12 protein-coding genes are annotated in these 16,327 nt (G+C 56.5%); 5 read left to right on the forward strand and 7 right to left on the reverse strand.

The window, feature by feature from the left end; translation table 11 throughout:
- The first annotated feature begins 327 nt into the window (after positions 1-327).
- Positions 328-1,275, forward strand: a complete 948-nt coding sequence (locus PN477_RS11140) for a trypsin-like serine peptidase (RefSeq protein WP_272118113.1) — start codon at positions 328-330, stop codon at positions 1,273-1,275.
- 126 nt (positions 1,276-1,401) lie between these two features.
- Entirely contained in the window at positions 1,402-3,597 is a 2,196-nt protein-coding gene (locus PN477_RS11145) for a phosphoketolase family protein (RefSeq protein WP_272118115.1), read from the forward strand.
- Positions 3,598-3,976: 379 nt separating this feature from the next.
- Here PN477_RS11145 and PN477_RS11150 read toward each other — a convergent pair whose 3' ends face one another.
- A complete protein-coding gene (locus PN477_RS11150; protein WP_272118117.1) occupies positions 3,977-5,203 on the reverse strand; it encodes a WD40 repeat domain-containing protein in 1,227 nt (408 codons plus the stop codon).
- Positions 5,204-5,581: 378 nt separating this feature from the next.
- Here PN477_RS11150 and PN477_RS11155 point away from each other — a divergent pair, with 378 nt between their 5' ends.
- Positions 5,582-7,363, forward strand: coding sequence for a M48 family metalloprotease (locus tag PN477_RS11155; protein ID WP_272118119.1), 1,782 nt, complete (start codon positions 5,582-5,584; stop codon positions 7,361-7,363).
- Positions 7,364-7,550: 187 nt separating this feature from the next.
- Here PN477_RS11155 and murA read toward each other — a convergent pair whose 3' ends face one another.
- Both murA and PN477_RS11165 read right to left on the reverse strand, forming a co-directional pair.
- On the reverse strand, positions 7,551-8,855 hold the full coding sequence (murA, locus tag PN477_RS11160; RefSeq protein WP_417158795.1) for a UDP-N-acetylglucosamine 1-carboxyvinyltransferase: 1,305 nt from the start codon (positions 8,853-8,855) through the stop codon (positions 7,551-7,553).
- A 413-nt stretch (positions 8,856-9,268) separates the two neighbouring features.
- A complete protein-coding gene (locus PN477_RS11165) occupies positions 9,269-9,454 on the reverse strand; it encodes a hypothetical protein (RefSeq protein ID WP_272118123.1) in 186 nt (61 codons plus the stop codon).
- A 171-nt stretch (positions 9,455-9,625) separates the two neighbouring features.
- Between PN477_RS11165 and PN477_RS11170 the strand changes: the two genes are divergently transcribed.
- On the forward strand, positions 9,626-11,899 hold the full coding sequence (locus PN477_RS11170) for a putative PEP-binding protein (protein ID WP_272118125.1): 2,274 nt from the start codon (positions 9,626-9,628) through the stop codon (positions 11,897-11,899).
- A gap of 4 nt (positions 11,900-11,903) precedes the next feature.
- Here PN477_RS11170 and PN477_RS11175 read toward each other — a convergent pair whose 3' ends face one another.
- The 4 genes from PN477_RS11175 to ndhN form a co-directional block, all read right to left on the reverse strand.
- Positions 11,904-12,650 (reverse strand): DUF1995 family protein, encoded by a 747-nt coding sequence (locus PN477_RS11175; protein WP_272118127.1) that lies wholly within the window; start codon positions 12,648-12,650, stop codon positions 11,904-11,906.
- Positions 12,651-12,868: 218 nt separating this feature from the next.
- Positions 12,869-13,444: a thioredoxin family protein gene (locus tag PN477_RS11180; protein WP_272118129.1), complete on the reverse strand. Its 576-nt coding sequence runs from the start codon at positions 13,442-13,444 to the stop codon at positions 12,869-12,871.
- A 287-nt stretch (positions 13,445-13,731) separates the two neighbouring features.
- On the reverse strand, positions 13,732-14,451 hold the full coding sequence (locus PN477_RS11185) for a salt stress protein, Slr1339 family (protein ID WP_272118131.1): 720 nt from the start codon (positions 14,449-14,451) through the stop codon (positions 13,732-13,734).
- A gap of 118 nt (positions 14,452-14,569) precedes the next feature.
- The gene (ndhN, locus tag PN477_RS11190) at positions 14,570-15,043 is read right to left on the reverse strand and encodes an NAD(P)H-quinone oxidoreductase subunit N (RefSeq protein WP_272118133.1); all 474 of its coding nucleotides are present in this window, start codon (positions 15,041-15,043) and stop codon (positions 14,570-14,572) included.
- 615 nt (positions 15,044-15,658) lie between these two features.
- Between ndhN and rplC the strand changes: the two genes are divergently transcribed.
- Positions 15,659-16,294 (forward strand): 50S ribosomal protein L3, encoded by a 636-nt coding sequence (gene rplC, locus PN477_RS11195; protein WP_272118135.1) that lies wholly within the window; start codon positions 15,659-15,661, stop codon positions 16,292-16,294.
- Positions 16,295-16,327 lie beyond the last annotated feature (33 nt).

Here is a 16,327-nt window from a genome sequence, read left to right on the forward strand (position 1 = left end):
GACTGTATTTTAAGTTTTAATCTTCCCCAAGAATAGCATATCAAACTATCATACAAAATGGCAAAAATTCAATTAAAGGACTCGCTGTCGCTCGATTTGTTTGTTGGTGCAAATTCATCTCGCCACTAAAAGGCACGTCCACCGTTACCTTCGGTAACTCTACTCGGACTCGCTTTATAGTGGGAGTCTTCTTTGCACATTTTAAGATAAGCAGTAGGTCTATCCGAGAGGGGCGATCGCCCCCGTTACCAAAACTGAAACGAACTGGGTTCTTTCAGAACCATCGGCTACATTAAAAATGTTGATGTTCTGTTGTGTAAAAGTCCCATGAAAAATCGTTTCGTTGCTGCGATCGCACTGGTGAGCCTTCTCCTTGCTGCTGCACCGTTACCCCTGCGAGCCGAAAACGGCGATCGCACCATTGGCGAAGGATTTGTGCCGGATTCCCTGTCTGTGAGCGATAACCCCCTCAGTGGGACTCGTGTGGTGATCAACGAAGACGAGCGCAAACCCGTCCTCACCAATGCCTACCCCTACTCCACCATTGGCCGCGTTGACCTCTTAACTCCTCGTGGTCAGTTGACGGGGAATTGCACCGGAACCCTGATCGGACGGGATCTCGTGTTGACCAACTCCCACTGTATCGCCGATGAAAACACCGGAGACGTGTTGTTCCCCCCAGAGCAGATCCGGTTCCGCCCCAATATGATTCAGGGTGAAGCGGAGATCATCGGTGTGACCGAGTTTGAATATGGCTGGCAAGAGGCTCCCGGTACAGCAGCGGCGGATTGGGCGATTCTCAGGCTTGACGAACCCATCGGCGATCGCTTCGGCTATCTGGGTTGGGTGGCACTGGATTTTGACAATCCCCGCGTGATTGACGCGATCGCGAATCAAATCCGGCTGGCGGGCTATTCGGGAGATTTTCCCGGTGCGGCCCAAGAACGATTTTTCGGCCTGGCGGGAGATACGGCTGGCCAGCATGCTGGGTGCAGTGTGGTGGATATGGCGGCGGCGTTGAATGTGAATCGGCGGGCGTTGGCTCAGTTTGCGGGTCAATTGTTCCATGCTTGCGATACGAATCCGGGGGCATCGGGCAGCGCCTTGATCGGTCATTGGGAAGATGGCGTGTATGTGGTGTTGGGGCTGCATGCGGGGGCGAATCAGTTTTATCAACCCCTGAATCTTCCGGGTGAGGGGCGATCGCAGGCGATCAATCGGGGCGTGCGGGTAGAACAATGGGCCGCCACCGCCGCCCAGATGTGGCGGGACTAATGCCCACGGCGGGGGAGGGGCAGAACGTCGGCGATAATCAGTGACTTAAGCAACTGTGAAGTTGTTTTAGTCACCAGTGCTTTAAGATTGTTTTAACGATTTGTCGAACAACTTAAGGATCAATTCATGTCTGTAGCCACTGCCACCCCCACATTCTGCGACGGCGTTCAATATTTTGCGGAGACATTGCCAGGCTTTGACCAATACGGCGGCGAGGCAGCGATCGCACCGGGACAAACCGCGATCGCCTCCCCCAGCGACCCCAAGGCCGTCTATCAAACCCTCTTGGCAGCCGATGCCCTGCGCTATCTCACCCTCCAAATCACCGCCAGTAAGCAATCGGGCCACCCCGGCGGTTTTGCCAGTATCGCTGACGGGATTGCCGCCCTCGTCATGCTCGGCTACAAAAACATCACCACCGAAGTCGGCCACCACGCCCCCGGCTTCTATAGCAACGTCTTCCTTGATCAATCCCTCGAAGCGATGGGGATTAACACCGTGCAGAATATGCGCGATCGCTTCCGCGAAACCCACGGCCTCCTTGGTCATCTCTCCGGACAAATCCCCGGCCTGCTCAACCCCGCCGGCCCCCTCGGCCAAGGGCAACATTTCGCCATGGCCGGCGCGAAACTCAACCCCGGCGTGCTCTTCCCCGTCACCATCGGCGACGGCGGTTTAGGCGAACCCTACATCATGAGCAGTTTCGGCCACTTCAACACCGCCTACCCCACCACCACCAACTTCCTCCCGATCCTCGTCTGGAATGGTTACAGCCAAGAACACCACAGCATGGTTTCCACGAAAACCAACGCCGAAATGATCGCCTATTGGCAGGGCAACGGCTTCGCTGAGGTGATTCTCGTCAATGCCAAAGACTACGACGACGCAGATCAACCGGGCGATTATGTGGACAGCACCGCCTTTTCCTTTGCCGGTCGCCTCAAATTTACCCAAGCCCTCCTGGAAGCCACGGACAAAGCCGCTAAATCCGCCCTCGGTGGCACGCTGACGGTCTTGATCGTCAAGCAACTCAAAGGCGCAGGCGTTCACAAACGGGGCGCAAAATCCCATAACCTCTATCCCGGCGATTCCGTCGAAAAAGACTACATCATCGACGCGCTCCAAGCCCGCGCCCTCACCCCCCAAGCCTGGGAACTGGTGCGCACCAACTATGTCCGCGCCAATGGTGGCCCGGCGGCTCAAACGGCGGTGACGGAAAGCGTCCGCCCTGTGCCGGAGTTGGGTAGCGTCACCCTGCAAGCATTCCCCCTGGGTGATAAGCAAGTTTCAACGACGGCCATGGGTGCAATGGTGGTGCAAGTGGGTCAAGCTGACCCGGATTTTGTCGTGACGAATGCCGACGGGAACGCCGCATCGGGAATTAACAATATTAACGTGGGCCTGAAAATTGTCCACCCCACCACTGACGCGGACTATTTCCAACAGCCCCAAGGCCAAGTCTATGAACCCTTGAGCGAGGATGCTTGCGCGGGGTTGGCGGCGGCTCAGGCTCTGTTTGGGGCGCGATCGCTCTGGTGCTCCTACGAATCCTTCGCGATCAACGGTCTCCCGATTTGGCAAACCGTCACCCAAGCCATGGCGGAACTGCGCCGCCCCACCCCCGCCACCGTCTGCCTCTTCACCGCTGGCGCATTGGAACAGGGTCGCAACGGCTGGACACACCAACGCCCCGAAGTGGAAAACTATTTCGCCGCCATGATGCGCAACGGCAACGTTTTTCCCCTCTTCCCCTGCGATGCCAACAGCACCCAAGCCTGCTATGAATGGGCGCTCCAGCAGGTGAACAAAGGCATCACGATCACGGTGTCTAAATCCCCCCTGCCGATTCGCTCAACGGTGGAGCAAACCCGCGACGCTCTCACCCATGGCGCGTTCGTTCTCCAGGAAACCCCCGGCGACAAAACCGTCGTCTTTGCGGTGTTGGGAGATATAACCCTAATTCCGGTGCTTGATGCAGCCGAGCAACTCAAGGCCCAGGGCATTGGGTCAAAAGTGGTGGTGGTGGTCAGTCCCCGCCGTCTCTATCGGTCGTCAGATGTGGCGGCGGATCTATGCAGTGAATCGGATCAGGGGTTCCTCTCCGATGGGGAGTTTACCGCTCTGTTTGGCGGTGATGCAGTGCTGGCGATCACGGGCGGATCTGGTGCAATGTTGGAGCCGATTTTGTTGCGTTCCACGGCTCCCCGCGATCTGTTTGCCTGGAAACGGGGCGACACGGCGGCTAGTGCTGGGGCGGTGATGGCGTTTAACGGTCTGACGGCGGCAGCCTTCGTTCAACGGGCGATCGCACTGTTGGGTTAAGGGTAACCGTTGGATGGGATGGGGTAGAGTCTACCCCATCCGTTGCGATCGCCACCGGCCATCGACGAGTAGCCGGTGCGAGCATTCCATCGTGGCTTTCGAGTTAGTTGCAGAGACAGGATTTACAGTTTTCACCGTTTTCATCGCAACATTGGCAATAGGGTGCAGAGGCGAGGCTAGAATCGGGACATAAAGCCGTATTATTTAAGCCAATTGTAGAGACCATTACAATTAAATAACCGAATAGTTTGAATTGCGTGAACATACAGATACCCTGACTTGAAAAGATTTCTTTCAAGATATCCCATGGTGGATTCTTGGGGATGAGGGGTGAGGTCTTCCATGGGTATGAGGTAGACACCTCAAAGCCTTGCTAAAACTAGTCTTTCACACCCCAAACATTGATTTTGCCATCCATACTTCCACTGATGATTTGAGTGCCACCCTGGTTACTGGCCAGCGAAAGTACGGAGCTTTGATGGCCGACTAAGGTGTGTTGAAGTTTGCGGGTTCGGAGGTTCCAAATATTGATCGCCGCATCTGATCCACTACTCATGATGGTTTTGCCATTATTGCTGAGACAAAGGGCGTGAATTTCATTCAAATGGCCAATAAAACGATGCTGAAGGGTCTGGTTTTTAATATCCCAGAGGATCAGGGTTTTGTCGGTGCTGCTGCTGATCAGGGCGGATTGTTCGGGATGCCAGACGAGGCTGGTGATGCTGTTGAGGTGGCCGTGGAGGGTGGCGATCGCGCGTCCGGTGGCTAAATCCCAGAGCAGGATCACCCCGTCGGCGCTGCCACTGGCGGCGAAGCGTTGATCAGGGCTGAAACAAACGGCTTGAATGACGCTGTGGTGTCCGCTTAGGTGCTGGCGGAGTTGGCCGCTGGGGCTGTCCCAGAGGGTGAGCCCGCCATCTACGCCGCCGCTGAGGATGGTCTGTTGGTCGGGGCTGATCGCGATCGCTTTAACGAAACTGTTGGGACTGGTGAAAATGCGTTGCAGTTGGGGGGTGGTGAGATCCCAAAGTTTGATGCTGCGATCCATGCTACCGCTGACGAGGGTCGTGCCGTCGGGGGTGAGGGCGATCGCAGAGACCCAATCGGAGTGACCCACGAGGGTGTGGCGCAGTTGCCCGGTGGGAACGTGCCAGAGTTTGATCGTTTTATCGAGGCTGCTGCTGATTAGGGTTTGGCCGTCGGGGCTGATCGCTAGCCCGGTGACGGGTTGGCTATGGGCTTGAATGCTGAGGAGGTTGCTAAACAGGGGCCAGGGATTGAATGATCGCAGGGTGAGCAAAATTTTCACATACCACCGCTCCTGTTCCAGGGTGTCGGCGATCGTCACCGCCCACTGTTGCAGCAGTTGATAGGCTGTCCATTGGACACGGGGACTGTGATCCTGGAGGGCATGGAGCACCAGCGCCAAGCCGGGATCGCCCTGTTGCATCGCTTCCACGAGGGCGGCCTGTCGCACGGCTTCTTGGGGGTTCCGGAGGCGGGTTTGGATGCCGGAAAATCCCCCCAAAACAAGGCCATCCGGGGTTAGGGCCTGTCCCCCCAAGACCACATCATTGGCTTCAGGTTGGGTCTGAAAATGATTCATAGGTATGCCGCTGGAATCCCATCACCCCAGCCGATGCCGGGTGCTCAATCACCCTCTATCATAAAGTCTTCCTGACGAGGCTACTGCTTATGCACAACAGTCTAAATGTTGACCTAGTCTGGGTTTGATCCCCCTCTCAGTCAGGGCAGTGAGCTAGAAGCGATTTCAGACTTAATCTATCCAGATCAAGCCGTGAGCTAGAAGCTCACTACAGGGGATTTCAGGCAGGGTAGTGTGAGCCTCTGGCTCACTTAATTATCCAGATCAAGACTTACTGAGATTTTGCAGATCGTAACCGTTCGGCTCCTTGTGGCAACCATTGGGCGGTTTTTACGTCACGATGGGGCATAGTTGTGTTGAATGTTGAAGAGTTGCGCTATGAAACTGGCTTGGTCTATCCTCCTGCTTCCCCTCGGTTTCATCAGTGCTGAAGCGGCGATCGCGCTCGAACCGCCGCTAGAGTCCGAAGCGATGGCGATCGCGGCTTCCCCAGCGACCTCAGCGGCAACTCCGAGCATCATCGCCCCACCCTCCCCCCAAGACATCCCGACAGCGATCGCATTCGAGCCGGAACCGTTGGCCGTGGCAGTTCCCGCCGAGCCGATGCCGAGCGAACCCGTACCCACGGCCCAAGCAGAACCGGACGCGACCGCCCCCCCTGTGGATGAGGACATCGACGCAACACCAGCGGAACCGGCAGCCGAGCCGGCCCTTTCAACCATTCCCCTCAAAAGTCCCGATCCGTGGGGTGAAACGGGGTTTGGGTCGTTTGAATTGACTCCGGATGATCGCGCCCGTCATGACTTGCTGCGTCAGGGCGATCGCGCCTTTGTGGCCGACGATCTGCCAACGGCGGTGGAGTTTTATCAAGAAGCCAAAGAGCCATTTGCATTGGAGCAGTCGGGCGAACACGCTGCCCACGTTGCCGCGATTACCGATCCTGACCTGCTATCCCCCGCTGCCGGGGTCTATTGGCGCACCCACCAAGAGGGCGTTGAGGCGAATTTAACCAGTAAGATTTTCGCGCCGCTGGATTTACTCCTGGAAGAGCAGCCGGAATTTATCCCGGCCTATGTGAGCTATGCCCAAGAATTGCGCGATCGCAACCAAAATGAACGCGCCTTAGAAATTCTCGAACAGGCCGCCAATCGTTACCCAGATCAACCAGAACTACTGATGACGACGATTGATGCCAAACGGGAAGCGGAAGAATGGCTCGATGCGTCATTGTTGGCGCGTCAGTTCACGATCCTCAACCCGGATCATCCCCAGGCAGAAGCGTTTAGCCTGATTGCGGATGAGACGTTTGAACGCTACGAGCGGAAGTTACGGAGCCGGATTCGGGGCAATGCGATCGCGAATATTCTGACCGGGATTGTGGGCTTTGCGGTGACGGGGAATATTTTCGGCCCCATTTCCGCTGTGGAAACCGCTGTGATCCTCCTTGATGGGGAAGAGAAAATCGGCGATCGCATCGCCAACCGCGTCAAAGAAGTCGCGCCGATGGTGGATGATCCGCTGCTGCTGGGCTATGTGGACGAAATCGGCCAAGCCCTCGCCCAAACCACCGGCCGCGACGAATTCACCTACGAATTCAACATCATCCTTGATGACACCCTCAACGCCTTCGCCCTCCCTGGCGGCAAAATCTTCATCCACGCCGGAGCCATTCTCGAAACTGAAACCGAAGCCGAACTCGCGGGCCTGATCGCCCACGAAATTTCCCATTCCGCCCTCTCCCACGGTTTTCAACTCGTCACCAAAGGGCAATTCACCGCCAACCTCGCTCAATATGTCCCCTTCGGCGGTTTGGCCACGAATCTACTCGTCTTCGGCTACAGTCGCGGCATGGAACGGCAGGCGGATCGCCTTGGCACTCGGATGCTCGCCGCCAGCGGCTATGCAGCGGATGGGGTGCGAAACCTGATGGCCACCCTTGACGCGATGAACAAGCCCAGCCCGCCCGCATGGTTATCGACGCACCCGGATACGAGCGATCGCGTCCAATACCTCGAAACCTACATCCTCGAAAACGGCTTAAACCGCTACAGCTTCGAGGGCATCGATCGCCACACCCGGATGCGGCAACGGGCCCTCGACCTGATCAACGACTATCGCCAAAGTGCCGACTATCGCCGTCGCCGCGATCGCCGCCGCTAATCACTCCACTCCAGGCGGAATCGTCTTTTTCTCTGGCCAGAGTGATAATCGCGGTTTACAACGCCAAATCCAGAAAAAACACGCCCAGTCCCTCAAACTTCCGCAGGCTTCACCCATTCTCATCCAGCACCCTTAATGTCTTTAGTGTGAAGCCGGTGAAAGTCTGAATTGATCGGGAAAAACGGGTCTACGCTTCGGTGTGATCCGGTGCAGCGACGCGCTCTAACTTAGCCCCAATGCCTTGGAGTTTCGTTTCAAGGTTATCGTAGCCGCGATCGAGGTGATGCAGACCTTTCACAATCGTTTTGCCATTGGCCGCCAAACCCGCCAACACCAGCGCCGCCGAAGCCCGTAAATCCGTCGCCAGCACCGGCGCACCAGAGAGAAAGGGCACGCCTTTGATAATGGCGTTTTGCCCCTTGACCCGGATATCCGCGCCCATCCGCACCAGTTCCGCCACATGGCGCATCCGGTTTTCAAACACCGTTTCTGTGATCACGCTGTTGCCTTCCGAGAGGGTCATCAGGGCCATGAACTGCGCTTGCATATCCGTGGGAAACCCTGGATAGGGGAGGGTTTCGATGTCCGTTGCTTTGCGGCAATTGGGGATAATCCGCAGTTGATTCAGACCCTCGGCCACCACTTCCGATCCCATTTCCCGCAGTTTGGCCAAGACGGGGCTGAGATGGTCGGGGATCACAGGGCCGATGGTTAGTTCCGATTGGGTGATCGCACCGGCGACGAGGAAGGTTCCGGCTTCGATGCGATCGGGAATGATGGCATAGTCGACGCTGTGGAGATGGGGAACGCCAATAATGGTGATCGTATTGGTTCCTGCGCCGCGAATTTTGGCCCCCATGGCGCGGCAGAAATTGGCGAGGTCGGCCACTTCTGGTTCTTGGGCGGCGTTTTCAATAATGGTCTCACCATCGGCGAGGGTGGCGGCCATCATTAGGGTTTCCGTTGCCCCGACGCTGGGATAGTCAAGGTAAATATTGCCCCCTTTCAAGCGTCCGCCGGGCACGTCGGCATGGACGATGCCGTGTTCAATGCGCACATGGGCCCCAAGGGCTTGGAGGCCGCGCACATGGAGATCAACGGGACGCGCTCCGATCGCACAGCCTCCCGGCAGGGGGACGCGGGCTGTCCCCAGGCGAGCCACGAGCGACCCGATGATGAAGAAACTGGCGCGGAGTTTCGAGACTAACTCGTAGGGGGCTTTGGATGTGCTGATGTGTCGGGTGTCGAGGGTTAGGCGATCGCCTTCGTGCTGGATTTTAATCCCTAGGGATTCGAGCACTTGGTTCATCCGTTGAATATCCGTCAGGTTAGGGACATTGCGGAGAACACAGTCATCCGGGCACAGGAGGGTGGCAGCCATAATGGCAAGGACTGAATTTTTTGCCCCGCTGATTTTGACATGACCGGAGAGGGGATGTCCTCCGACAATGTGCAGCGTCGGCCCCGAATCAGGGGTCTCGACGGATTGCACTGGGGTCGGCTCGACGGAATTAGCGGCGGTTTTTTCCACAATTAACAAGGGGGTGGTTAGTGTCTGGATTTTGGGTTTAAATTTTACAGCAAAGTCGAAAAAAGTCTAGTTCACTGAAATTTTGTCAAGGGTGATATTAAGAAAAGCAAAAGACCATGGGGATACATGTTTTCTCGATGGCGCTGGGTGTTTTCTGGCAACCCTGAAATCATGGCAAGAGGCTTGAATCAGCAACGATCATGGGGTTTTGGGGGTCGATATTGTCCGGGACAGCATGAATGGTAAGGTTGGTCACAGCGTCCTTCGGGCAGCATTCTAGCCGAGAAAAGGTGATGTTGATCCGGTTTTTGCGCCTTGCTAACAAGCCGTGCTCAACCCAAAGGGGTAAAATTGCAGCGTACCACAGGAGGATCTCAGTCCACCGGGGTGAGGGCAACGATGGGCCAGGCTGCGTTGAATCGATGGATCGATCCCACTGAATCAGCCGGGGCGGGATGGTGCGATCGCACCTTCGGACAGTCTTGCTCAACGGGTGTGTTCTGGACAATCGATCGGGATGGAGGGGGGGTTGGGATTTCGATGTAGGGCTGAGGTGTCAAGCTGGGCTGAGGGCGGGTGACAGGGAGAGCAGGCGGGAAGGTGTGGTCAGACTCTGGCGCTCAGGGTAGAGATGGATAGACTGCCATGGGCTTGATCCCTTCAATTTGCCCTATTGTTGGGGCGATCTGTCGCCTATCGTTGATCGCATATCGTTTCACATGCTTAGACCGATGCATATCGTTTGGTTGGATCGTTCTTCTGTTTTGGGTCGTGAAGAGGTTGGTGACGTTGCAGCCGCCTTGAGTCGCTTGGCCCATGAGGGTGAGCGGATTGCCCCGGCGATGGTGATTGCGGTGGATGGGTGGACGGATTGTTTGGCAGCGGTCAGTGAGCAGGAGCCGTTGTTGCTGGGGTTGTTGGATGGGTCGCTGCATTTTGATAGTCGCCAATACCAGGTGGTGCGTCATATTGCCCAGAAGGTGCGTCAACAGATCCAAGGGTGGGAGGTAACGCCCCAGTGGTTGATGACCTTGGGGGAGGGGTTGGCGGGGCTGGGCTGTGGGGTGGTGCGGGTGATGCCGTCGTTGGTCTATGGGGAACATTGCGGGGTGGCGGTGGAACAGATGCTGCGATCGCCCTGGTGTTTGAACCATCCGAGGCTGGTACAACAAACCATGCAAGGGTTGTGGAGTGAGGTGTTTGCGGCGCGAAATTTGCTCTATTGGCATCGTCAAGGGATTGCGATCGCACAATTGCGCCTGGGTGTGATCATCCAAGCCGCTCCACCAACGGCCATGACAGGAACCCTAACCCTCACGGATCAGCAATGGCAGCTTGAGGTGATCCATGGCGTGCCGGATGTGACCTTGGGCTATGGGGTGGGGGCAGAGGTGTACGGCGGCATTGGGGAGGAGGGAACAACCTGGTCGCCAAGCCAGCAAAAGCGGGCCTGGTTAATTGCCTCGGTTCCGACGGTGCAATTGTGTGTCCAAGATGTGCTCTGTCCAGCAATGGCAGAGGGGCAACACCTGCTATCCCCACAGCATCACGATACGTTAGTTGCGATCGCCCACCGCCTGCGCCAACAGGGCCATAATCATTGTCGCCTCACCTGGACGATGCCCGATGGGTTTATCACCATAACCGGCCAGACACCCTATCCCCCCATTGGTCGTCCGGACTCCCGCCCAATCCACAGCACAGGCGCAGATCCCAAAGCCTTGGTTACGGGAATCTGTGCATCTTCCGGGTCTATCTATGCTCCGGTGTTTTGCATTGATCACGAAGATCTCCTCCCCCAGACATTCCCCGATGGGGCGATTTGGGTGGCGGCAACGATGGCCATGGCCTGGTTACCCCATTTGCATCGGGCGGGGGGGTTGGTGCTAGAGCAGCCACAGATGACGAGTCATGGGGCGTTAGTGGCGCGGGAATTGGGGATTCCGGCCTTGGTGGGGGTTCCCCAGGCATTGCAACGGCTGGCGACGGTATCTCAGGCTTGGTTAGACAGCGATCGCCACGGGATCTTTCTCAACGCCCTCGCCCCGCTCACCCCAGACGCACCCGCGATCGCACTCGCCCCCGGCTCCACCCAAACCCAAGTCTGGCTCAACCTCAACCAGCCCCACCTGCTACATCGCTGGGCGGACTTGCCCATTGATGGCGTGGGGTTGATTCGGTCTGAATTGATGATGTTGTCCCTCTTCCACAGCCATCATGGCGGCCCCGCTGCCCTCGATCCGGATTCAATTCAGCGTTGGCTCGATCGACCGGAGCAACTGATCCGGCAGTGGGTGGCCTGGTTGCGTCCGGTGGTGGCGGCGATGGCTCCGCGCCCGGTGTTCTATCGCTCGACGGACTGGCGATCGCTGGAATTTCCCCCCTTGCCCCATCTCCCCACGGTGGGGGTGAATCCCTTGCTGGGCCTGCGGGGAACCGCCGTCTATGCCCACAATAGCCAACTGTTTGACATTGAACTTCAAGCGATCCATACCCTCCAACAGGACTATGGCAATGTGCGCATGATTTTACCCTTTGTGCGCAGTGTCGCGGAGTTCCAAGCGGCTCGCGATCGCCTGCTAAGAGTGGGACTGTGCGATCATCCCCAGTTTGAACTGTGGTTAATGGCGGAAGTCCCGTCGATTCTGTTCCAACTCGCCGACTATCAGGCCGCCGGGGCCCAGGGCGTGGCCATTGGGCCGCGGGATTTAGGGCAGTTGCTGTTGGGGTATGAGGCTGATGCTATGGCGCTGTCCCTGCCTCCCTTGACGGATCATCCGGCGGTGTGGAGTGCGATCGAATCTCTGATCCTGACGGCCCATCGTCTGCGGTTGCCGGTGTCCCTCTGTAGCTCAACATTAAATTTACAGCCACACCCGTTAAAACGCTTGGTGGCAGCGGGGTTAACGGCGATTTCCGTGGAACGGGATGCGATCGCCCCCATCCGCCGCCACCTGCTCCACCTCGAACAAACCCTCCATCATCCCCCGTTTCCGCCCCCCTAACACCCTATTGGCTCAACGCCCGGAACAATTGCTGCAAACTGCCGAGCACTCCCATTTTTTTTGGCTGTACTGCCCCCGGTTCGGCATTGCCTTGGGCATGGCGGAGGAGAATACGCTCTAAGCCTTCTCCGGCGGGGCGTTGGGATTCTTCTGCGATTAATTCGTACCCTTCTCCGTCCTCAGTTTCAGCAGCTAGCCACACTTGCCACAGGCTGGGAAACTGCCGAAACACCACGCCCCCCTCGAAGGGTCGAATGTAGTAAGCCGTTTCGAGGGTGCTGAGGAAGCGATCGCGCAACTGCCGCGCCGCATAGCCAATCCCCACCGTCGCCACACTTTCCAACTGAGGAATCAAAATCACCACCGGCTTCCCCTCTGTGGCGTTGCAGAGCTTTTCCACCGCTTCCACTTCCACCGACGAGGGACAGACCACCAGATACATCTCATCCGTGTCGCTAATTTTGGTCGTCACGGGGGTGAAGCGGCTCCCCAGGTCATTGACCCGAAACTCCGTCTCGCCCCAATCTCGCCGGGCCAATGCTGCCGCCCCCGTATCGGCAAACAGCACCTTCAAACCACTGCCATAGTGGGCAAACAGTTCTGTATATTGGCGAGCGATCGCCTGGGCTTGGAGCGCAATTTCAGGAAACACCAGATCCACCTGAATCCTTTGACAGCCACTATCTAGGGCGGTCAGGGTCGCGGCTTTTGACTGTTGAATCGCGTCTTCTAAAGAGGTTGGAATCGTCATGTAATTTAAAAATTGATTGGATTTAAAGACGGTTGGAATCGGCTTCCATTATCCGGGATTATCACCCCTAGAGGCCAGTTAGCCATCACCCCAAGAGTATGGATGGTTCCGATTTGCCGATCCGCCTCAACCCCATCGGCCCAATGGCCCCCGATCACCCCCCCACCCAACCCAACCCTCTCGACGGGATCTCTACACCGACTGGATTCAGGCTGGCGTTAGAGTTTCGGTGCGTTGCCGGGTTTCCACTTGATGTTACAGCCGATGCTCGGTTTTTGATCGGGGGGGACGGGTTGATTACTTAAGACCGCATCGATCGCACTGCGCAGATCTGCCCCCGTGACGGGCTGGTCATTGCCGGGGCGACTGTCATCGAGTTGACCGCGATAGACCAAGGTGCGATCGCGATCGAACAAGAAAAAGTCCGGCGTACAGGCAGCGGTATAGGCATGGGCGACGGCTTGGGTTTCGTCGTAGCAGACCGGGAAGGTGAGCCCTAGGGATTCGGCCATGGCTTTGAGGCGATCGGGGGAATCTTGGGGGTAGAGTTCCACATCGTTGGAGCTAATGGCAACAATACCCAGGGGGCGATCCTGATAGTCGCGGCCGAGTTGGGCGAGTTGGTTTTGGATATGCTTCACGAAGGGGCAATGTTCGCAAATGAACATCACTAAAAGGGCATGGCGATCGCTAAAATCTGCAAGGGAAATAACCCGATCAGAAACGGTATCCGGGAGGGCAAAATCTGGGGCGGGTGTGCCGAGGGGGAGCATGGTAGATGCGGTACGAGCCATAGAAGATCTCCAAAGGTGCAGGGCAACAGTGGCAAGTGTAGCAAAGGGAAGGGAGCTAGACGCTCAGAATTGCGATCGCAACCCCGTCAGAGCAGGCAGATTCCGCTGGCAAGAATCGGCAACACCCTCGTTGCGATCGCCCCGCCCATCGTTGCACGATGCCCCCTCATGTCATGGCACAGCTAAAATAGTGTTTTTCTGTCGGGTGGGTTAGGCGGCTAAAATCTAGATTAAAACTGCAATTCAGCAATCCGCCGTAACCCACCGTTTAACGATGGGTCGTGATCCTAAGGCTGAGTCCAAAGGGCTTCAAGGTAGTCAATGGCAGCATCCTGTTTGGATGGATAGTTATAGGCAAATTCTTCAAACCACAGCCCTTCATCGGAATAAGGGTCAAGATCTTTGAGCCAGGCGGCGGCTTTTTGGGCGATCGCTTTGCGGCGTTGTTGCCGTTCCCATTCCCGTTGCCGATGTTCCCGCAAGATTGCTTCCTGTTGCTTGATCTGGGCGGCGGTGTCGATCTGTTTAAACTCGCCTTTGAGATCATCCAAGAGATGGTCAATCTTCGGGTCAGGGGGGGGAGGGCAGCGGTTGGCCTCAAACTCCCGCTTCATCTGGGTAATCACGCCATCCGTTGCCGCTGAGGTTTTGCGGGTGGGTCGTTCGATCGGGGGTAATGGTTTCTGGCTAAATTCGGTTTGCAAGTCGGCGAGCAGGGCTTGCACCTCATCGGTGGGAGGAGTCGGCGATCGCTGCTCACGTGCTGACGGCTTAGCCCCTTGGCGTTGGCGAAACTCCCCTTGCACTTCGGCTAAAAGATCCGCCACCGTTGCATCCGCTTCATCCGGGGGGGCAGGGCGACGCTGTTGCCGGGCAAACCCTTCAAGATCAAGCTGATCAGGGGCTGCCGGGGCTTGTTTCTGGGCAAACTCCGCCTGCAATTCCGCCAACAAAGCAGCGGGATCGTCCGGTTGATGATTGGGTTGTCCTGGCGTTTGTGAACTCACTGCGCGTTCAACCTCCGCAAGTAATGCATCAATCCTCTGATCATCGGCTTGATCCGAATCCTCTGAGGGTGGAAAGGATGACTCTGCTGGCTTCATCATCGTCGCGCCCCCACCTGGACTAGGCGGCGATCGCCTCTTGGAGCGGCAACCATCGGAAGGAGCGATCGCCCCCCAACTCCAGCACTACCTTAATTCTCGGTTCCGTGCGCGGCAGATTGATCAAATACTCGCGCTCCTGATTCGACAGCACCATCCCCTCAATAATCCACAGCACCAAACCCTTAGAGTTTGGCGGCAAATTTTCGAGCTGCGTCAAAGCGATCGGCGGCACATAGTAGATTTCGCCCACCATCGCCCCTTGGCCGATCGTCTTCTTGCCCAAGTGCGCCGGGCGCACCCCATGGATACCCATCAAATAAGCCGCCACATCCCCCAAGCCGCGAGCCGTCAAGTTCAAAGTCTGATACCCCGCCGCCCGGAGTCGCCGCTGATACCGACCTTCGTAGCCTCCCTCTAAGGGCGCATAAATCCCCACGGCTCCGGACTGCTCTAAGCCTTTGATAAACGCTTTACCCGTTGTCAACAGTGCCATATCTTCTTTTCCAATTCTTCACTAACGTATGAATGTCGCTTAGATTGCAATGCGCTCTCTTTATCTTATAGTAAGCAACAAGCAACCCCGCGCTAAAGCCCCAGAGCTTCCCAACGGATCAGGCGGTTAACCATAGAATCTCCATCGGCCTGGGACTGCGATCGCGCCCATCCCCAACCGCTGCGATCTCCCCCCTTGTCCCGGCCTCCTCCAATTTTGCAGTCTTGACTTGGTGTGTCAAAACCGTTATAGTAAGCGATTGTGACCTTAAACGCGGCCATCTAGTAACAAGCGTTACTAAATCCAAAGCGTTCAAAGCGTACTCACCCACGGATACTGAAAGCTCATACCCTTGCGTTTCAAGTCCAGAGTACCCAACGGGTCTAGGGAACAGCGAACGAATGCTCCTGTTCTCGACCGCAACCTGCCCCCATCGGGCTAAAACCAAGACACTTCAATTTTGTTTCCGTTCACCTTAAAGCAGGTCGGACGGACTGAATCTGTCTGAAGGGAAGCGATTCACCGACGCTTATTCGTCTCGTCATTGGTGCGACCTCCCGGTTTATCAGTTTGTTTTATTTAACGTGTTGTTTAGAGAAAGAGAGGGCTAAACCCGTGTCTGTCGGTATCCTCGGCACCAAGCTAGGCATGACCCAGATTTTCGACCGAGAATCTGGCGCTTCGATTCCCGTTACCGTCATTCAAGCGGGACCATGCACTATTACTCAAATTAAACAAAAGCAAACGGACGGCTACACAGCAGTCCAAATTGGCTATCAGGAAGTTAAAGAAAAAGCCTTAACCAAGCCTGAACTCGGTCATCTCAGCAAAGCGAACGCTGCCCCCCTGCGTCACCTAAAAGAATATCGCCTCGACGATGTCAGCGGTTTTGAACTGGGTCAAGCCTTAAGTGCCGATATTTTTACCCCCGGTCAACTCGTTGACGTGTCGGGAAAAACCATTGGTCGCGGCTTCGCTGGGTATCAAAAACGGCATAACTTTAGACGCGGGCCCATGTCCCACGGTTCTAAAAACCACCGCCTCCCGGGTTCCACCGGCCCCGGTACAACCCCCGGTCGGATTTTCCCTGGGAAGAAAATGGCAGGGCAATACGGCAATACGAAAGTGACCATCCGCAAGTTGCAGGTTGTCCGCGTTGATGCTGAAAAGAATCTGTTGCTAGTGCGCGGTGCGATTCCAGGGAAGCCCGGCAATGTGTTGAGCATCGCCCCTGCAAATATCGTCGGCTAGACGGTTCGGTCTGTATACAGTGGAAAGACAAGT

Source organism: Spirulina subsalsa CS-330 (genome assembly GCF_028330765.1).
Taxonomy (GTDB): domain Bacteria; phylum Cyanobacteriota; class Cyanobacteriia; order Cyanobacteriales; family Spirulinaceae; genus Spirulina; species Spirulina subsalsa_A.